Genomic DNA, 19,458 nt, shown 5'->3' on the forward strand with positions numbered 1-19,458 from the left:
CGTTTATTGTGCGCCGCTGCCGGGCAGCAGGCCGTATTCCACAATGACGGAAGCCTCTACCTCCAGTTCGCCAGGCATGATGGTTACGTTTGCGGTATCCATGGATGCGGCTCTCATGCTTGTTTTTTCCGCGAGAGCGTTATCTGTATAGCGGGCTTCGCTGTAGGTGCTCTGTTCATTGAGGGCCGAGATTTCTCCCAGCTGGCAGCCGGCGGCCTGCGCCATACCTTCTGCCTTTGTCCGGGCGGCGGCGATAGCCAGGCTCAAAGCCTCCTGATAGCTTTCGTCATATTTACTGGAAAGGTAGGAGATGGACTGGATATTGTTGATACCCGCGCTGACGGATTGTGCCAGTATGCCGCCCACCTGATCCAGGGGGAGATCGGATACGGTGAGCGTGGTTACCGCTTCATAGCCGATAAGCGTGCGCTCATCACCGCTCCAGTTATAGCGGGGATTCATATAGTAGCCTGTGGTCTGGATGGAGCCTTCCTTTACGCCAAGTTCAGTAAGAAGGGCGACCACCTTGTCCACATCCTCCGTATTCTTCTGCTGGCAGCCGGCGGCATCGGCGGCCTCTGTCTGAACCGAATATACGATTTCCGCGATGTCCGGGACCACGGTCACTTTCTCACTGCTGTTTACGGTAATTGTGCTCTCCGAAGCGCTGTCTGCGGAAAGCGGACCTTCGGCGGGAATGCCGGCGGCAGGGGCTGTTGTCCGGGTTTCACATGCCACCAGAGTGCAGGCGCCAAGCGTGAGCAGTGCGGCGGCAGCGATGGATAAATAAGTTTTTTTCATAATAACCTCACTTCCTGCGGCCTGTCGGCCGCGTTCATCCTGTAATATCAATATAACAAAAACAGGGAGTGAAAGATAGGCCGGGGAAGAATAATTAAATAAATTTTAAGAGTAGCGGTGAAGGAACAGGACAGCTGCTTTTTGGAAACATAGAAGGAATCGGCATGCAGTATAAGCTTTGCCGGACGGAGCTGCCGGGCAGTTACGGTGACTTCGTATTGCGGGTATTGAGGGTGTTACGGGTACGGATATTATGGCGACTTTATATTTGCAAAGAAGGATAATACGGGTTATGATATCTAAGAGTAATTATTTGGCTGGTTAACGTAGAAAGGACAGGTATCTATGAATATTCTGACTGTTGAAAATATAACAAAATCCTATGGGGAAAGGAAGCTGTTTGACAATGCTTCCTTTTATCTGCAGGAGGGGGAAAAGGTGGGCGTCATCGGCATTAACGGCACGGGAAAGTCAACGCTGCTGAAAATCATGGCGGGACTGGAGGAGCCGGATGAGGGGAGCGTGACAAAAGCCAACCATGTGGTGGTGCGCTTTCTTTCCCAGCAGCCCGAATTCCGGCCGGAGGATACCATACTGGAAAGCGTCCTGAGAGGGAATAAAAAGAGCGGCGGGCAGACGGCGGGAGGTGCGCAGGAGGAGGACTGGGAAATGGAAAGCCAGGCCAAGTCCATGCTTACCCGTCTGGGCGTGACAGATTTTTCCCAGAAATGCGGGGAGTTGTCGGGCGGACAGAAAAAACGCCTGGCGCTTGTGGCCGCGCTGCTGACGCCGGCGGATATCCTGATTCTGGACGAACCGACGAACCATCTTGATAATAATATGGCGGACTGGCTGGAGGATTTTCTGCTAAAGTGGAAGGGCGCGGTGGTTATGGTAACCCATGACAGATATTTTCTGGACAGTGTGGCAACCCGTATTATTGAAATCGATAAGGGCAGCATTTATTCCTATCAGTCCAATTATGAAGGCTATCTGTCCCTGAAGGCGGAGCGGGAGGAAATGCAGGCTGCCAGCGAAAGGAAGCGCCAGTCCATTCTACGCAATGAGCTGGCGTGGATGCAGCGCGGGGCGAGGGCGCGTTCCACCAAACAGAAGGCGCGTATCCAGCGTTATGAGGAGCTTAAGGGCATGGACGGCCCGGCTGCGGACGGCCGTGTGGATATGGGATCGGTTTCCTCACGGATGGGGCGTACGACCCTGGAGCTTTCCCATATCAGCAAGGCCTATGGGACGAAGAAGCTGATAGAGGATTTTTCTTATATTTTCCTGAAAAACGAACGGGTGGGCTTTATCGGCCCCAACGGCTGCGGAAAAACAACACTGATGAAAATTCTTATCGGACAGGTGCTTCCCGATGCCGGGCAGGTGGTGATAGGGCAGACCATAAAAATCGGCTATTATGCCCAGGAAATTGCGGGCATTGCCGGAGGGACGCAGCTTCCGGAGGATATTGAAAGCGCTCGTATTGATCTGAAGACGGCATATATGGACCCGAAAAAAAGGGTGATTGATTATATCCGGGATACTGCGGAATATGTGCAGACGAAGGAGGGGAGCATTACCGCATCCCAGATGCTGGAACGGTTCCTGTTTTCCGGAGAGGAGCAGTATGGCCTGATTGAGAAGCTTTCCGGCGGGGAAAAAAGAAGGCTGAATCTGCTGCGGGTGCTGATGGAAGCACCGAATGTGCTCATACTGGATGAGCCTACCAATGATTTGGACGTTACCACACTGGCGATTCTGGAGGATTATCTGGACAGCTTTGACGGGATCGTGATAACCGTATCCCATGACAGGTATTTTCTGGATCGGATTGTGCAGCGGATTTTTGCATTTGAGGAGGATGGCAGGCTGAAGCAGTATGAGGGCGGATATACGGATTATGCCCTGCGTATCTCAGTGGAGGCGCAGCTTCAGGCGGAAGCGCAGGCCGGGACCTCCGGCCGCGGGCAGTCGGGAGGAGACGCTTCCTCCGGCCAGGATACGGCGGCCTCCGGCAAAAAAGGGAAGCCGGATCACATGAAGGCGAAAAAGCTGAAATTCACCTTCCAGGAACAGCGTGATTATGAAACCATAGAGGCGGAAATTGCGTCAATGGAGGAAAAAGCGGAACAGCTGGAAAAGGATATCGTTGCCGCTGCCACGGATTTTGTCCGGCTCAACAGCCTGACCCAGGAAAAGGAGGAGCTGGAAAGCCTGCTGGAACAGAAAATGGAGCGGTGGATGTATCTGGAGGATTTGGCGGCCAGGATTGAGGCCGGGGAATCAGGGGAATAAGCAGGGCAGTAAAAATATGGAATATAAAAATGGCTCCGCACTGTCTATGAGTGTGGAGCCATTCCCTTTACATCATTCCTTCTTTAATTACGTTGTGGTCACGCAGCACTTTTTCGATTACCGTCCCCCTGATAACGTGGAGAATAGGTTTCTTCAGTGCGTTGAGCGGCCCGGGAAGTTCGATTTCCAACGGGGATTTGCCGTCCATAAGCTTGACGGAGCTGTCGAGAAGCTCGCGGATATCATATACGCTGCCCCATACCTCCGGTACGCCTCTGTCTACGCCGAGCAGGCCGTATACGGCTTCCATAGCTGTTCTGACAGAATACTCGGTAGTGAAGATGGTGTCCCTGGGAGTCTCTGCAAACTGGCCAAGGAATGCGAAGTTCACGCAGCCGTCAGGAATAACATCCGGGCGGTCGCCCTTTGCCCTGGGCATGAAAAATGCGGTGATATAGGGCATCATGGTAGGAACGCAAACCGCGCTGTTTTCAGCCAGATCAGGAATCTGCTCTGTGGGAACACCCAGGTGATACAGCCATTCCTCCGTGATTTCCTTACCGGTGCATTCCCTCATGGGCTTTTTCACATAGTCGCCGGGCCTGTCGGTGAACAGGCCGTATACCCATACGCAGACCTTATCCTTATCCTGATCCTTGAACTGGCCCTGACGGTTGATGGTCCAGCTTAACAGCCAGGAGGAATCCTGACAGCTTACGATGCCGCCGGTAACCACATTGCCGGTTCTGGGATCGCGCTTGCAGATATTGGTGATATAGGGGATGATTTTGTCATCCAGCGTGGTGACGGTGGCGGATTCCCAATTGGTTTTGGAGATATCGGAGCAGAATTTCTCCGGGTGGCCGAAGGAAGGATCCTGCTTTGCGATATTTTTCCAGAGGTTCCAGCAGCCGCTGGTGCGGACCTCGGCGTCGCCGTTGGGGGCATGGTTCTGGTCGCCGTAAATGGTGCCCTCCGTACAGCTTCCGTTGGTGACGAATACCAGGTCGTTTTCGGAAAGGACGATTCCCTTTTCCACGCCGTTTACCCTGCACTCAAGAAGGGAAGCGATCTTTTTGCCGTCTTTAAAATCAAATACCACATTGGTGACTTCCGTATTGAACTGGAAATCAACGCCAGCTTCCTCCAGATATTTCTGCATGGGCAGAATCAGGGATTCATACTGATTGTATTTGGTAAATTTCAGGGCGCTGAAGTCGGGCAGCCCGGAAATGTGATGGATGAATCTCTGGAAGTACAGCTTCATTTCCAGCGCGCTGTGCCAGTTTTCAAAAGCGAACATGGTTCTCCAGTACAGCCAGAAGTTGGAGTTGAACACTTCGTCGTCAAATACGTCCTCGATGGTCTTGTCATAAAGATCCTCATCCTTCGTCATGAAAAGCTTCATGATCTCCATGCAGCCCTTCTGGCTCAGATTAAACCTGCCGTCTGTGTGGGCATCCTTGCCGCGTTCCTTTGTGGCACGGCAGAGAGAGTAGTTGGGGTCATGCTTGTTCAGCCAGTAGAACTCATCCAGCACGGAAGCGCCGGGCTTTTCCAGGGAAGGAATGCTGTGGAACAGATCCCAGAGACATTCGAAATGGTTTTCCATTTCCCTGCCGCCGCGCATAACATAGCCGCGGGATGGATCGAAGATACCGTCGCAGGAGCCGCCGGCAATATCCTGGGCCTCCAGAATGTGAATGTGGGAGCCGGGCATCTGTCCGTCGCGTACAAGGAAGCAGGCCGCCGCCAGGGAAGCAAGGCCGCTGCCGACCAGGTACGCATTTTTCTCATCCACGCCCTCCGGCTTTTCCGGTCTTGCAAAGGCTTCATAGTTGCCGTTGCTGTAGTAAATTCCCTTGCTGTTCTTTTCATACTTTCCAAGCTCTGTGTTGCGGTAGCCGTTGTTGGAGGAAGCTTTTTTGGAGTCAGCCGCCTTATCCCCCTGTTTTTTCTTTGCTGTTAAATAGGCCGCAGCCCCTACGCCCGCTGCCAGTACGGAGGCAGCCCCGATTGCCTTTGATTTGTTTGACATTTTTATTTCCACCTTTCTTTTATGTTCGTGTTGTTTGTTTATGTGATTATAATAGCCGGAACAAAGCGAAATTACTATTTACAAAAACGGCGCAGTGATAAAAAACTTATCAAACGATCAAATCTGATAAATTTTTTATCACTGCGCCTGTTTTGATAAAATATAGGTAACGGTTCGTAGCAGTTCAGTATTTTAACGGCTATAATGCGGTTGCTTTCGTTTAGGCACGGGGCTTATCCGTGGGCGGGATTACCGGATCCGGTGAAGAAAAACCGGAGGTCCGGATATCCGGGCTGCAGAAATTATTTATGGATACGGAGATGCAGCCGCGGATGGCGGTACAGAGGTAGTTGACGATTTCATGGTAATTTTCCTTCATCCCCTGTTTGATCCAATCCAGCATGATTCCCACAAAGCTGTATTTATAGAAGTCCGCGATGAAATTTTTATCTGTATCGGAGAGCTGCATACCCTGTGATTTTTCATTGACCACGCCCATAATCAGGTCGTGCGTCAGGCGGAACAGATAGCTTTCAATCTGTTCGCGGCTGAGGGAATGGTATACGTTCATAATAAAGGGCTTATTTTCCATGACCGCTTCAAAAACCTGCAGAAGCCCCTCCTGCCAGGTATCATAGGTTTTCTTCCCCTGAAGCGCCTGGGCGGCGTCTTCGTAGCAGATCCATTCCACCAGATCATAAATATCCTTAAAGTGATAATAAAAGGTCATCCGGCTGATACCGCAGTCCTCGGTCAGGTCGCGGATGGTGATTTTGTCCAGCGGCTTCTTTAAAAGAAGCTTTTTCAGGGATGCTTCCAGGGCGGTTTTGGTTATATTCTGCATGGGGATACCTCGCTTTTCACTGGCCCGGTTCCTCCGCCTGGAGCAATTTTCAAATACACGCTGGGGGATTGCGGACCTTCAATACTAAAAAGAATAACGGAATTAAGGAGAAGTGTCAATATGGAGCCGGAAATCCGGCAGGCAGGATATCTGCTTTGACGTTTGGCCTGACAGGGATTATAATGTTACTGTTCACTCAGTACTGTGCATTTACTGCACAGTACGTAAGAAAGTGATTCAAGAGTGCATAAATCCCATCGCCGCAGGCGATTTTTAATGGATTTATGCAGTTACTGGTCACGGAGTGAACAGTAATATTATAATAGGTAGACGTAGCAAAAGAAGTTGCAGGCCGGAAAGGCCGGCCGTGTAAATCACCGGGGAAGCCGGCAGTTATGGTTTAACGGCGGAATGTGAGGCAGATAATGGAAAAGATAGGAAGAAATGAGCCCTGCTGGTGCGGCAGCGGACGGAAATACAAACAGTGCCACGAGGCATTTGATGAAAAGATAAAGCATTTTGAGCTGCAGGGACATATGGTTCCCGAGCGATGCATGATAAAGAATCCGGAGCAGCTTGCGGGCATCCGGGAGAGCGGGCTTGTGAACATCGCAGTGCTTGATTATGTGGCGGAGAATATCAGGGAAGGCATGACCACGGAGGAAATTGACCGTCTGGTGGAGAGCAAAACAAGGCAGCTGGGCGGCATTCCAGCGCCTTTGGGCTATGAAGGGTATCCTAAAAGCGTATGTACCTCTGTGAATCATGAGGTCTGCCACGGTATTCCCAGCGAGGCTGTGGTTTTAAAAAGCGGGGATATTGTGAATGTGGATGTCTCCACCATTTACAAGGGATATTACAGTGATTCCTCACGTATGTTCCGGATCGGCAGGGTGGATGAGGAAAAGAGCCGCCTGGTCCGTGTGGCGAAGGAATGTATGGAGAAGGGGATCGCGGCTGTGAAGCCGTGGACATTCCTGGGTGATATGTCGGATGCGGTCAACGCCCATGCCAGGGAAAACGGCTGCAGCATTGTGATCGACATGGGCGGCCACGGTGTAGGACTTGAGTTCCATGAGGATCCTTTTGTCAGCTATGTGGCTCCGAAGGGGACGGAGATGCTTATGGTGCCGGGGATGGTTTTCACCATTGAACCCATGGTAAATCTGGGGAAGCCGGACATTTACCTGGATGATGAAAATGGCTGGACTATTTATACGGAGGATGGAAAGCCGTCGGCGCAGTGGGAGGTTACTGTGGCCGTTACGGAGGATGGCTGTGAAATATTGGCATATTAACTGTCTGCGGCGGCAGGCTGCCGGGCTCCGGGGTATTCGGTTTGGAATATCCCGGAGCTTTTTTTGGAAGGAAACGGAATACCGTGCGGGAAACAGGACGCCTTGCTGCCGGATACCGGTCCGGAAATGCCACTTACCGTAAAGGTATGGATTTTGAGAGGGGATTTGAGGTATTCTTATATCAGAAAAGAAAAGCAGATGTAAGAAGGGAGTGAGCGGCCGTGAAAGTCAGGATTGAACGCATCGGGGCAGGGCAGAAGGAAGAAGCGCTTCTGCGGCTGGCAAAGGAGGACGGTTCCACGGAAAAGCTGCGGACGTACATTGAGACGGACAGCTGGAAGAAGGTATCCATTCTCTGCAAAAAGGAGGAGGAGCTTCACCGGATTGACAGCGATACTGTTTTTTATGTGGAATCCGTCCGTGAAATACAGTCCATCCATACGGCGGATGAGGTGTATGAAACAAGAGAAAGGCTTTATGTGCTGGAAAAACTGCTTCCGGCTTCCTTTATACGGATATCCAGATCCGTCATACTGAATCTGGATAAGGTGAGGCTGTACAGGCCCATCCTCAATGGGCTGATGGAGGCCGGGCTGGAAAACGGAGAGTCTGTATATATATCCAGAAAGTATCTGAAAGAGGTACGGGACAGGATTCTGGAGGAAGCGAAATGAGGTGTGGAAAATGACCGGGAATAATAAGATAAATGGGGAAGTACGGTTGGAAATATTAAAAAGAGGGGGCCTCATTGGGGGGCTCCTCTGGGCCGGCGCAGTGCTTTATGTGAGCCTGCGGTACCGGACGCTGGGGCCGGCGGTGCTGCCGTGGATGGTTCCCATGCTGGCAGTGGATATTCTGGCCGGTGTGTTTCTTTTGTGGTTAGGCCTGCGGAAACAGGTGATAGGCGGTATGTCGGCATTATGGACGGCTTTTATCGCACTTTTTCTGATGGTAATAGTCGGACGGATTCTGCCGGAATGGGTCAGGCAGATAATCGGGCTGGATTTTGGAATCCTGCTTGTGCTTTGCGGAGGAAATTATTATTATCTTTCGAGGATGGCAAAAAAGATGAATCAGGGAAGAAGCGGTTATACGCTCCGGATAGATTTGAAGGAAAAACCATCCTCAAAGGAGGATTTCCTGAGACAGTTTGAGGCTTACTGTGTCAAAGAAAATATTGATCTTGTATATGAGGTCAAGGATGTGCCGGCGGTGGTTCTTATGAACGGTGTCCGGTGTGAGGTAAGCCTGGACAGTACGCCCGGCTTTGGCGGTGCGGATTATGTGATGAAGGTTACAGAAAGGTAATGCCCCCTTCTGTTTCCCCGGCCCGCCATGCAGCTACAGGAGGCTGCATGGCGGGTCTTTTTTTAGGTTTTAATAAGATTGTTGTGCAGACAGTTACTCAGGCTGCAGCGCGGCAGTGAGGGCGGATATTTTTTCCCTGACCCGCAGGACGATTTCATCAGCGGGGATTTTGCAGGTGTCGGCTTTGTTTCCGCGAAGAGTCATTTCCACGCAGCCTTCCTTCCTGTTTCTTGGGCTGGCAATCAGACGGATGGGGATGCCAAGCAGATCCGCATCGGAGAACATGACGCCGGCGCTTACGTTCCTGTCGTCATAGAGAACCTCCACGCCTGCACGCTGCAGCTCATCATACAGGGCGTCAGCCATGGCATGTACTTCGGCATTGTCACTGCGCATACAGCACAGATGAACCTGCCAGGGAGAGATGGTGATGGGCCATATGGGGCCGTATTCATCGTGATGCGCTTCGCAGACGGAAGCCGCCAGGCGTCCGATGCCGATGCCGTAGCAGCCCATCAGGGGATAGTGGGCGGCGCCGTCGGCATCCACGTACTGCATGTGCATGGCCTTGCTGTATTTGGTTCCCAGCTGGAAGATATTCCCCACCTCAATGCCGCGGGATATGGTCAGGGAGTGCCTGCCGCATACCGGACAGATGCCGCCCTCCTGCGCCTTTGCAAAATCTTCATACGACGCATCCGGGCAGTCACGTTCCATGCACAGGCCGGTATAATGAAAGTCAGCGCGGTTGGCGCCGCAGACCAGGCCGGTTGCGCCTTTCAGGGAACGGTCAAACAGAATGGTGAGCCCCGTATTTTCACCGCTGTTTTTCCGCAATCCGGCATACAGGGCGGCAGGACCGATAAAGCCTGCCTGCAGGCCGGAGCCTTCCGTGATTTCCCCGGGATGGACCTCTTCTCCCAGCCGGTTGGTGAGTTTGGTTTCATTTACGTCCAAATCACCGCGGATAAAAAGGACGACGTAGGAATCATCCCGGTTCCGCTGGTAGACAACAGCCTTGCAGCATTGGGCGGCTGTGATTCCCAGAAAAGCGCAGAGCTCATCAATGGTATGGACACCGGGGGTGGAAACCTCAGTCAATGCCGGGAGCGGCAGGGAGGAGGCGGCACATTCCGTATGCCCGTCCGTCCGGCCTTCAGATGCACAGATTCCCTCCGACGGCGCTTCTGTGATGCATTCCGCCGCTTCCATATTGGCGCGGTAGCCGCAGGAAGGGCACAGGACGATGGAATCCTCTCCGGCGGGAGTAAGGAGCATAAATTCATGGGACAGATTTCCGCCCATCATGCCGGAGTCCGATGCCACGGAGATCACCTCCGGTAAGCCCGCTCTGGCAAAAATGCGTTCATAGGCGCTGTGGCAGCGCCGGTAGCAGGCTTCCAGGTCCTCCTGGGAGGTGTGGAAGGAGTAGGCATCCTTCATGGTGAATTCCCGGACGCGGATCAGTCCGGCCCTGGGCCGCGCTTCATCCCGGAATTTGGTCTGGATCTGGTAAAAAAGGAAAGGATATCGGCTATAGGTGGCCCCATATTCCCTTACCAGCGCAACGGCGGCCTCCTCATGGGTCATGCCAAGCACCATGGGGGAACCGTTCCTGTCCGTAAAACGCAGCAGCTCGCTGCCTACGGAGTCGTAACGCCCCGATTCCTGCCAGTAGGAGGCGGGTAGCACTACGGGAAACTGGACCTCCTGGCCGCCTGCGGCATCCATTTCCTCCCTGATGATCTGTTCGATTTTCCGGGTGATGCGGCACAGGGGCGGCAGGGATGAATAGATGCCGTTCGCCACGTATTTCATATAGCCGCCGCGCAGCATGAGGGCGTGGCTTTCCACAACACAGTCGGAGGGCGTTTCCCGGAACCGGTCGCCGATTAGATTTGCAAGCTTCATAAAATAACCTCCTGTCCTTAGGGCGTGTTTATATAATGCCCTGGTGGCGGCAGGAGGGGACAGGGAATAAAAAAAGCCCCGAGCCGTCCCGCCGCATGATAAGGGAATGGCTTAGGGCGAACCTTCAGGGTCCGTGGTACCACCTAAATTCGGAAAAAATCCGCGCTCACGGTACAGGGCATAGCCCAATACCTTTCTCTGTTACGGGAGAACCCGGCGGGGCTTACTCACGTCTTCAGCTGCCGGATAAATACGGCAGGAAAACGGTTCGGCCTGCGGCTCAAAGAGGGGTTCGGCATTTTTTCAGGAAAGACTCACACCAGCCGTCTTCTCTCTGGACCATCCGAAATGCGTACTGTTTCTTTTCTCAGCCTTTGAGGAATGTAAAATTTTGTTAAGAATAGCACGGGCCGGAATATCTGTCAAGTACGGATTTATTGACAGTACGGATTTATTTTACTGTGCGGCTTTATTTTACCTGTTATGGATTTATTTTGCCGGAGGATTGCGCAGACAGGGGACGGAAGTTATAATGGAAGGGAACCTGGCAGTATCCATGAGGGAAACGGGCGGTTACGGTGGAAGAAGCCGTATTGGTGCAGTTACGGCAAAAGAAGCTTCACAGGGACGGTCCCTTTCGGAAGGGGAAGCATTCCGGCGCTGCGGCGGCGCGCCGGGAAAGGACATCATACAACAATGAATAAACAAAAGATGACAGCAAAAGAAATTTTTTCCATACCCAATCTGATGGGATATTTCAGGATACTTCTGATTCCGGTATTTTCCTGGATATATATCCATGCGGATGGTGTGTCGGATTATTATATGGCGGCGGTGTTGGTGGGAATTTCCGGGCTGACCGATATGTTTGACGGCAAGGTTGCCAGGAAATTCAATATGATTACGGAGCTTGGGAAGTTTATAGACCCACTGGCGGACAAGCTGACGCAGGGAGCGCTGGTGCTCTGCTTTGCCGTCCGTTACCCGCTGATGCGGGCGGTTCTGGCGCTTTTTATCCTCAAAGAGGGCTTTATGGGAATCATGGGGCTGCTGCTTCTCCCCAGAGGGAAGAAGCTGGATGGCGCCATGTGGTTCGGCAAGGTGTGCACCGCGGTCCTTTACGTTCTGCTGTTTATTCTTCTGCTGTTCCCTGGAATCAGCCTGACGGCCGCAAATCTTCTGATATCTGCATGCGGCGCCTTCATGCTGTTCAGCCTTATCATGTACATCCCTGTTTTTCGGAAAATGTGGAAGGAGAGCGAGCCTTCCGGAAAATAAACAGCCTGCCGGGTGCAGGAATAAAGATATCCGCAGGAGCTGATCAGTGCCGGTTTACGGCATCCTTCAGCTCCTGATTCAGTTTGCGGACCGTTTCGCCGTCCGGCTTTAGGATTTCACGGTCATAGGTATACAGGCCGTTTACCTCTTCCTCCACGTCGGACAGCTGGGTATAGATGGTAGCGGAAATACCTTGCTTTACCGCGGGGAGGATGGTGGAGGACAGAAGGCGGCGATAGCCTTCCGTAAGGGTCTGGCGGCTATCATATTTACCGTAGCCGTAGAGCTTTTCGCTGTAGCTGTGTCCCGGGACCTGCCAGGAATAGCCGCCGAACTCGGTAAGAGCCAGGGCGCGGACAGGCTCCGGGCGGAATTTCAGGGTAAAGAAATAATAGTGCAGGCTGCACAGGTCGCCGCCCTTCTGGTCAAACCAGCCGCTGGCATGGTCTATCAGCCTTGTGGAATCCAGGCTGCGGACAAAATCCGCGATCTTCAGGGCGTCGAACTGCCCCCACCCCTCATTGAAGGGAACCCAGCATACGATGGAGGGATGGACCCGGAGGGCTTCTATCGTTTCCTTTGTTTCACGTAGGAATTGCTTTCTCCCCTCCGCATCCCTGCGCGAAAGAAGGAAGCGGCTGTGCCTTCCGTCCTTTATGGTAATGTGCATGGCATTGAAAAGGGTGGCCAGGTATGTGACGAACCAGTGGCGGTAGGAGCTGCCGCCGCATACCATATCCTGCCATACCAGCATTCCCAGCCTGTCGCAGTGATAGTACCAGCGCTGAGGCTCTATTTTGATATGCTTTCGGAGCATATTGAAGCCAAGATCCTTCATGGCCCTGATGTCATAAATAAATGCTTCGTCGCAGGGGGCGGTGTACAGGCCGTCAGGCCAGTAGCCCTGATCCAGGACGCCGGTCTGCATATAGGGGCTGTTATTCAGGAAAATACGGCGCAGGCCGTCGCTGCCGGTCTGGATATCGCATTTGCGCATGGCAAAATAACATTCCACCCTGTCGTCCTCCATTTCCAGGGTTGCATGGTAAAGGAAGGGATCCTCCGGGGTCCAGGCATGGAAACCAGGCAGGGGCAGGACTGCCTCCCGGTCCGGGGAAAAGGTACGGACGCACACTGTGCCGGAGGACTGTTTGCCGGCTGCGGGACGCGCCGGATCGTCCCGGTATTGTCTGTCCTCCTCCGTTTCCGGCCGGACCGTACAGCGGATTGGCCCTCCCTTTCTGCGGCCGCCGGCAGTAATCCTTACGCGACAGCAGGAACCGTCATAATCCGGCGTAAAATGGACCGCCGAAATATAGGGATCGGGGACAAGCTCAAGCCATACGGTCTGCCAGATGCCGCTCTGGGCAGTATAAAACATACCTCCCTTATCAAGCTTCTGCTTTCCTCTGCTGTAACAGGAGGTATCACTGTAATCCCGCACGCGCACCAGAAGCTCGTTGGAGGCTTCTTCGGTAATATCCGTTATATCCAGTGTGAAGGGAAGGTATCCGCCCGTGTGCTCCCCCGCCGGTTTCCCATTAACAAATACGTCGCATTCCTGATCCACAGCGCCGAAATGGAGCAGTACCCTTTGATCCTTCTGTTGTTTGCGGAGGGTAAAGCTGCGGCGGTACCACAGGAATTCATCCGGTGAAAGCCTCCGCCCCACACCGGACAGCGGAGCTTCCGGGGAAAAGGGAACAGGAAGCTGTCCCTCAAACCGGGCGGGAATGTTGGGGGAAGGGGTAAAACAGTAATCCCACATCCCGTTCAGATTAATATAAGATGCCCGTACCATAGCGGGACGGGGATATTCCTTCCATGTATCGGCAGGATTTATGCTGCGGCTCCACCGGGTTCTGCACAGACCCGGAACGCCGTTATCCTTCTTTTTGCTCATCGTTTTCGACCTTTCTGCCTGACAGGCGTGTAATCAATAACCTTAAGCATCCGGGCAGTGCGCAAGACTGCTGCCGGGACGGCTATGGTATAGCGTAACCATTCAGTTGTCCGGACGGTTATAGTATAGCATTTTTTCATCCGGAAAAATAGCGGGGAAAGGGTGCAAAGTATACAGGAATCATGTATAATAAAACGATACAGGTATTTATTACATTTTATGGGGAGGAAAAGGCGCTATGAATATATTCGGAAGGGAAAGTCTGAAAGCTCCATTCAAATTACCGGCTAATATTGTTTCAAAGGCAGGCCTGCGGCATGCCGGTGGAAAAAAGAGGATGCTGTCGGCAATGCTTTGTCTGGCGGCGGCAGGGATGGCCCTGCTGGCCGGATGCGGGAAGGCGAATGGAAAGCTGGATCCGGATAACCCGGTTACGGTTACGGCATGGCATTATTATAACGGCGCGCAGCAGACCGCTTTTGATGCGCTGGTGAAGGAATTCAACGATACGGTAGGACTGGAAAAGGGCATTTTTGTAAAAAGCGCCAGCAAGGGCGACGTGAACCAGCTGGAAGAGGTGGTGATGTCCGCGCTGAAGAAGGAAGTGGGCAGTGAGGAAGCGCCGGATATGTTCTCCTGTTACGCGGATACAGCCTATGAAATCCAGCAGATGGGCTATCTGGCCGATATTTCTCCCTATATTAGTAAGGAGGAGCTGAGTGAATACGTGGACTCCTATGTGGAAGAGGGTAGGATTGGGGAAGCCGGCCAGCTGTTTATTTTTCCTACGGCCAAATCCAGCGAAATCTTCATGCTGGATAAAACGGACTGGGATAAATTCTCACAGGCCGCCGGTGTGGAGCTGTCCTCCCTTTCGACCATGGAAGGGCTGGCGGAAACGGCAGGGAAATATTATGACTGGACGGACAGCCTGACACCGGACATACCCAATGACGGCAAGGCTTTTTACGGCAGGGACGCGATGGCGAATCTGTTTATTATCGGTTCCATGCAGCTGGGCACTGAGATTTTCAAGGTGGAAAACCAGCAGGTAACGCTTCAGGTGGATAAAGCTGTGATGAAGCGTATCTGGGACACCTGGTACATACCCTATGTGAAGGGATACTTCAGCGCTTACGGCAGGTTCCGTTCCGATGATGTGAAAATAGGCGAGCTGATTTCCTATACGGGTTCCACTACCTCCGCCATGTATTTCCCGGATGCGGTGGAGCTGGAGGATGAAACCTACCCCATAGAATACATAATCCTTCCGGCGCCCGTATTCGAAGGCGGTGAGAATTATGCGGTGCAGCAGGGCGCGGGCATGGTAGTGACCAAAACGGATGAGAAGAAGGAATATGCCTGTACTGAATTCCTGAAGTGGTTTACCCAGGCGGAGAACAACATTGAATTCGGCTGTTCCTCCGGCTATCTTCCGGTAAAAAAAGCGGCCAATGATAAGGCTGAGCTGGATAAAATTATTGAAGAACGCGGACTTGAGGTACCGGAGAAGACATATGATACGCTTGTGGCTGCTTTTGATACAGTTAAGAGCAGCACCATGTATACCAACAAGGCCTTCCAGGGCGGCACAGCGGCGAGAAAGGTTCTGGAATATAACCTTTCCGACAAAGCCGTTGCTGACCGGGCTGTTGTGGAGGAGAAGCTGGCAGCGGGGGCTGATCCTGACGAGGCAGTATCGGAGTTTATCTCTGATGAGGCTTTTGAAGAATGGTTTGCAGGTTTGCAGAGTAAGCTGCAGGAAGCAGTAGAAAGTAAATGAGAATGAAAAAAAGAACGATTTTCAGCTTGTTTGTGGTACCGCTGATACTGGTTATGATGGTTCAGGCCATGATATCCTATGGAACTTTCTTTTTCAGCGGCACACCCTTTCTTTTAAAAGAATATTCTGTGGGTATTCTGAACCAGACAGTGGAAAACCGGAAAATCCTTCTGGAAAACGATATGGTACAGCGTTGGTCGGAGATGAAGGAGGAGGAAGCTAAGGCGAAGAATGCGCTGGAGCAGCAGCTTACGACAAGAAGAATAACGGTGCATGATTTTCTGAATAATGAAGAGGCCCAGAAGGATTTCCTGGAAAATATGCTGGACACCATGCTTTATATGATGAGAAAAAATACGGTTACCGGATCCTTTCTCATTCTGGCAAACGACAGCGTGGGTACGCAGGAGAGTACCTGCGACGGCATTTATTTCAGGGATTCCGATCCTACGGGAAATCCGGCTGATTATGCGGATGTCCTGCTGGAAAGAGGGGCAAGCAGCTTTTCCCATGCAAAGGGTATTCCCCTGGATACGCTTTGGACCACCAGCTTCCATCTGGGTAAAAGCGGGGAATTGAGCTGTGACGATTTTTTCTTCAAGCCTTATGAAGCGGCAAAGCTGTACCCTGATACGGATTACAGGAATCTGGCCTATTGGAGCAGGCCCTTTACCCTGGAGGGAAATACGAAAAGCGACAGCTATCATATGATTGCCTATTCGATTCCTTTGGTGTACCAGGGAACGGTTTACGGTGTGATGGGGGTGGAAATTTCTGAGAATTATCTGGCGGAAATGCTTCCCGTAAGAGAGCTGAACAGCCAGAACCAGGGCAGCTATATGCTGGCCGGGCTGGCGGAGGACGGAAGCCTGGATCCTATGGTGGTGACCGGGGCGGCGGTTTTGACAATGGAAAGGCTTGAGACGGAAACAACCAGATATAATTCCCTGTACCGTCTTTCCGTACGTGGAAGGGAGGCCTATGCGGGTGTCAGCAGGCTTCATCTTTACAACACCAATACGCCGTTTTCAGACGAGGTCTGGGTGGTGGCAGGCGTAGAGGGAGAGCGGGAGCTGTTCGGAATTGGGAACAAGATTGTATGGAATCTTTTGATTGCGATACTGGTGGGTCTTGTGTTCGGCATGGTCAGTATCTATATAATGGTTTCCCATTTTACAAAGCCTATCAGAGGACTGGTGAAGTGTATCAGAAACAGCGGCGGGAAACGGCTTACCGGCTACCAGATGAGCGATATTGCAGAGGTTGATGAGCTGTTTGATGTGGTTCAGGAGCTGATGGTAAGGCAGCAGGAAGCGGAATACAGCCTGATGGAGGAAAAGGAACGTTACCGGATCGCGCTGCAGAGCAGTACGGATATCCTGTATTCCTATGATGTGCGCGGCGATTGTATGAATGTATACAATGTAGGCGACAAAGAAGGAATGGAGGGTGTAACGGAATGCCATTATGATTCGGATGCTTTGGAACAGCTGAAAGCATGCTGCCTTCATGAGGACGACCGGGAAATGGTAAGGGAGGCGCTGCGGGAAAGCGAAAATGAGATCGATCTGGTATTTGAAGCTAGGATGAGTGAAGAGGCGACGGATTATTCCTGGATGGAAATGACCGGAAAGGTTATCTGTGACGCCAATGGAGAACGTTCCAAAATCATCGGCAGCATAAAAAATATCCATGAAAAGAAGATACAGGAGCTGATGGAGCTGGATACGGTCAGGAGAGATCCGGTTACCGGACTCTACCGCCGCAGCGTAGGCGAAAAGATGATTTCGGCCCAGTGGGAGGAGAATACCGCAGGCTGTCTGCTTCTGCTTGATATGGACAGATTCCGTGAGCTTGATGAAAGATACGGCATTGTATTCGGCGATGCCATCCTGGAACAGATTGGAAGCTCCATATTAAAAATAAAGGAAACATTTACGGAAGACGGCAGAATCAGGATGATGGCGGTCCGTGAGGGCGGCGATGAGATACTCATCTGGATGGAAGGCGCCGGAAAGGCTGAAGCGGCTGATTTCCTGCAGGCTCTGCGGGAGAGGATTGCCGGTATTTATCCGGATGCGGGATTCTGTCTCCAGATATCCTCCGGCGGGGCGGTACGCAGGAAAAAGGAAGAGCTGTCAGCACTTATGGACAGGGCCGCCTGGGCGCTGGCCTATGCGAAAAACAGCCGCAGCGGTGTATCGGTATTCTATGAGGAACTGTCCGGGGAACAGCTTGAAAGTCTCTGCAGGAAGCCTGAGATTGATGAAATAGTCAGTGTTTCCTATCAGAGGGGGATTCCCATGGTTCCTCTTGTCTTTAACTTTTTTGACAAAAGCAGCGATGTGAGTGGAATTCTGTCCGTCCTGCTGGTGAAGCTGGGAACCCATTACGGGCTTTCTGATATTTTGATATCTGAGGCGGACGCGCAGTTCTATACGGTACATATGGCCTATCAGTGGCACAGCAGGCCGGAATACAGGATAGGCGGCGGGGCAAAGTATTTTACAGAGGAGGAATATGAGGAGTATGCCGCAAGCCTGAACGGCGGCTTCCGTATTTTTGCAGGAAGCGCGGAACGTAAGAAGGAGAATGATTTCTTTGTAATCCCTCCCCGCACAAGCTGCCTGACAGTACCGTTGTATGACAGCGGTAAATATACGGGCTGTATCACCTATGCGGCGGATGCGGAACAGCTGAACCTGCGCGAGGCGGAAAGGGGAGAGCTTCTGGAAATAGCCAAAATCATCGAGAGCAATATCAACCGTGAGCGGTATGACCTGGCAAGCCGGGCGAAGAGCGATTTCCTTTCCCGGATGTCTCATGAAATCCGTACTCCCATGAACGCGATTATCGGCATGACAGGGATTGCCATACAGGAAAAGCAGGATTCGCAGAAAGTGGAGGACTGCCTGCACAAGATTGACAGCTCTTCCCAGTATCTGCTCAGCCTGATTAATGACATTTTGGATATGTCCAAGATAGAAAGCGGAAAGATGAAGCTGGAAAATGGTATTTTCAGCATGAAGCAGCTGCTGGAGGGCGTATATAATCTGATCGAACCGCAGACCATGGAAAAAAATATTGAATTTACCCGGGAATTTGTGATTTCAGAGGAATGGGTGACGGGCGACAGCCTGCACCTGAACCAGGTGCTGATTAACCTCCTGGGAAATGCGGTGAAATTTACGCCCCGGGGAGGACATATCAGGCTGAAGGCCGTGCAGAAGCCGGCAGGGGAAGGAATGGTAAAAACCACTTTTTCTGTGAGGGATGACGGAATTGGCGTAAGCAGTGAAAACAGACAGCGGATTTTCCGTTCCTTTGAGCAGGCCAGCGACGATACCTCCCGGAAATATGGAGGAACCGGGCTGGGGCTTGCCATCAGCGACCGTCTGGTGCGGATGATGGGCGGCCACATAGCATTGGAAAGCGAGGAAAATAAAGGAAGCGACTTTTCCTTTACCCTGCTTCAGACAGTCGGCAAGAGGCCGGTGGAGGAAGACGATAAGCTTACCGAGGGTGCGCTGGCCGGGTTAGAGGGAGCCAGAATCCTTCTTGTGGAGGATAATGAGCTGAATCTGGAAATCGCAAGGACGATCCTGGAAATGCAGAAATGTCAGGTAGAGACAGCGTTGAACGGACAGGAGGGCGTAGAGCGTTTCTGTGAGAGCAGCGAGGGATATTATGATTTGATCCTCATGGATATCCGAATGCCTGTAATGGACGGCCTGGAGGCGGCGAAGCTGATAAGGGCATCCGGAAGAACGGATGCCAGGACGGTTCCCATTGTGGCGATGAGCGCCAATGCCTTTGAGGAGGATGTGAAGAAATCCCTGGAAAGCGGGATGAACGCCCATCTGGCGAAGCCTTTTCAGATGGAAGACCTAATCCGGACGATGCGGCGGATTATAGGGAGAGAAAACAGGGTTGGAAAGAACGGGCCCGGAGAAACAGAGGCGGAGTAATCGGGCATGTGGCCATAAAAATCCGGCG

Annotated in this window: 13 protein-coding genes and 1 other annotated feature; of the genes, 8 read left to right on the forward strand and 5 right to left on the reverse strand. The window is 52.2% G+C overall.

The annotated features are described in order from the left end of the window. Window positions 1–3: 3 nt before the first annotated feature. Window positions 4–801 carry an SIMPL domain-containing protein gene (locus tag DXC51_RS14425; protein WP_117544793.1) on the reverse strand — a complete coding sequence of 266 codons (798 nt, stop codon included), beginning with the start codon at window positions 799–801 and terminating at the stop codon, window positions 4–6. Between the two features lie 345 nt (window positions 802–1,146). Here DXC51_RS14425 and DXC51_RS14430 point away from each other — a divergent pair, with 345 nt between their 5' ends. After that, on the forward strand, window positions 1,147–3,099 hold the full coding sequence (locus DXC51_RS14430; RefSeq protein ID WP_117544794.1) for an ABC-F family ATP-binding cassette domain-containing protein: 1,953 nt from the start codon (window positions 1,147–1,149) through the stop codon (window positions 3,097–3,099). Window positions 3,100–3,166: 67 nt separating this feature from the next. On the opposite strand, the gene DXC51_RS14435 is transcribed toward DXC51_RS14430, so the two are convergent. After that, on the reverse strand, window positions 3,167–5,137 hold the full coding sequence (locus DXC51_RS14435) for an oleate hydratase (protein ID WP_025487549.1): 1,971 nt from the start codon (window positions 5,135–5,137) through the stop codon (window positions 3,167–3,169). Between the two features lie 220 nt (window positions 5,138–5,357). Then, complete coding sequence (locus DXC51_RS14440) at window positions 5,358–5,981, reverse strand: TetR/AcrR family transcriptional regulator (protein WP_025487548.1); 624 nt, start codon at window positions 5,979–5,981, stop codon at window positions 5,358–5,360. A gap of 425 nt (window positions 5,982–6,406) precedes the next feature. Here DXC51_RS14440 and DXC51_RS14445 point away from each other — a divergent pair, with 425 nt between their 5' ends. The 3 genes from DXC51_RS14445 (at window position 6,407) to DXC51_RS14455 (ending at window position 8,587) form a co-directional block, all read left to right on the forward strand. Beyond that, complete coding sequence (locus DXC51_RS14445; RefSeq protein ID WP_025487547.1) at window positions 6,407–7,279, forward strand: methionyl aminopeptidase; 873 nt, start codon at window positions 6,407–6,409, stop codon at window positions 7,277–7,279. A 221-nt stretch (window positions 7,280–7,500) separates the two neighbouring features. Further along, window positions 7,501–7,953 carry a LytTR family DNA-binding domain-containing protein gene (locus tag DXC51_RS14450; RefSeq protein WP_021640236.1) on the forward strand — a complete coding sequence of 151 codons (453 nt, stop codon included), beginning with the start codon at window positions 7,501–7,503 and terminating at the stop codon, window positions 7,951–7,953. Between the two features lie 46 nt (window positions 7,954–7,999). Continuing rightward, window positions 8,000–8,587: a DUF4318 domain-containing protein gene (locus tag DXC51_RS14455; protein ID WP_207660860.1), complete on the forward strand. Its 588-nt coding sequence runs from the start codon at window positions 8,000–8,002 to the stop codon at window positions 8,585–8,587. A gap of 93 nt (window positions 8,588–8,680) precedes the next feature. On the opposite strand, the gene DXC51_RS14460 is transcribed toward DXC51_RS14455, so the two are convergent. Further along, the gene (locus tag DXC51_RS14460) at window positions 8,681–10,498 is read right to left on the reverse strand and encodes a proline--tRNA ligase (protein ID WP_117544795.1); all 1,818 of its coding nucleotides are present in this window, start codon (window positions 10,496–10,498) and stop codon (window positions 8,681–8,683) included. A 109-nt stretch (window positions 10,499–10,607) separates the two neighbouring features. Continuing rightward, window positions 10,608–10,876, reverse strand: a binding site (T-box leader). Between the two features lie 13 nt (window positions 10,877–10,889). Between DXC51_RS14460 and DXC51_RS14465 the strand changes: the two genes are divergently transcribed. After that, a complete protein-coding gene (locus tag DXC51_RS14465) occupies window positions 10,890–11,198 on the forward strand; it encodes a hypothetical protein (RefSeq protein ID WP_021640240.1) in 309 nt (102 codons plus the stop codon). After that, the gene (locus tag DXC51_RS14470) at window positions 11,195–11,776 is read left to right on the forward strand and encodes a CDP-alcohol phosphatidyltransferase family protein (RefSeq protein WP_021640241.1); all 582 of its coding nucleotides are present in this window, start codon (window positions 11,195–11,197) and stop codon (window positions 11,774–11,776) included. Before DXC51_RS14465 ends, DXC51_RS14470 begins: the two co-directional genes overlap by 4 nt. Window positions 11,777–11,819: 43 nt before the next feature. Here the strand turns inward: DXC51_RS14470 and DXC51_RS14475 are convergent, their stop codons facing one another. Next, a complete protein-coding gene (locus DXC51_RS14475; RefSeq protein ID WP_117544796.1) occupies window positions 11,820–13,679 on the reverse strand; it encodes a glycoside hydrolase family 2 protein in 1,860 nt (619 codons plus the stop codon). Window positions 13,680–13,917: 238 nt separating this feature from the next. On the opposite strand from DXC51_RS14475, the gene DXC51_RS14480 reads away from it, so the two are divergent. Continuing rightward, entirely contained in the window at window positions 13,918–15,462 is a 1,545-nt protein-coding gene (locus DXC51_RS14480) for an extracellular solute-binding protein (RefSeq protein WP_330413839.1), read from the forward strand. After that, on the forward strand, window positions 15,459–19,430 hold the full coding sequence (locus tag DXC51_RS14485; RefSeq protein WP_117544797.1) for an ATP-binding protein: 3,972 nt from the start codon (window positions 15,459–15,461) through the stop codon (window positions 19,428–19,430). The genes DXC51_RS14480 and DXC51_RS14485 overlap by 4 nt, the downstream gene beginning before the upstream one ends. Window positions 19,431–19,458 lie beyond the last annotated feature (28 nt).

Source organism: Eisenbergiella massiliensis, assembly GCF_003435485.1.

Coding starts and splice junctions, on each gene's coding strand:
- DXC51_RS14425 (WP_117544793.1), bottom strand. CDS start 801: ATGAAAAAAACTTATTTATCCATCGCTGCCGCCGCACTGCTCACGCTT.
- DXC51_RS14430 (WP_117544794.1), top strand. CDS start 1,147: ATGAATATTCTGACTGTTGAAAATATAACAAAATCCTATGGGGAAAGG.
- DXC51_RS14435 (WP_025487549.1), bottom strand. CDS start 5,137: ATGTCAAACAAATCAAAGGCAATCGGGGCTGCCTCCGTACTGGCAGCG.
- DXC51_RS14440 (WP_025487548.1), bottom strand. CDS start 5,981: ATGCAGAATATAACCAAAACCGCCCTGGAAGCATCCCTGAAAAAGCTT.
- DXC51_RS14445 (WP_025487547.1), top strand. CDS start 6,407: ATGGAAAAGATAGGAAGAAATGAGCCCTGCTGGTGCGGCAGCGGACGG.
- DXC51_RS14460 (WP_117544795.1), bottom strand. CDS start 10,498: ATGAAGCTTGCAAATCTAATCGGCGACCGGTTCCGGGAAACGCCCTCC.
- DXC51_RS14470 (WP_021640241.1), top strand. CDS start 11,195: ATGAATAAACAAAAGATGACAGCAAAAGAAATTTTTTCCATACCCAAT.
- DXC51_RS14475 (WP_117544796.1), bottom strand. CDS start 13,679: ATGAGCAAAAAGAAGGATAACGGCGTTCCGGGTCTGTGCAGAACCCGG.
- DXC51_RS14480 (WP_330413839.1), top strand. CDS start 13,918: ATGAATATATTCGGAAGGGAAAGTCTGAAAGCTCCATTCAAATTACCG.
- DXC51_RS14485 (WP_117544797.1), top strand. CDS start 15,459: ATGAGAATGAAAAAAAGAACGATTTTCAGCTTGTTTGTGGTACCGCTG.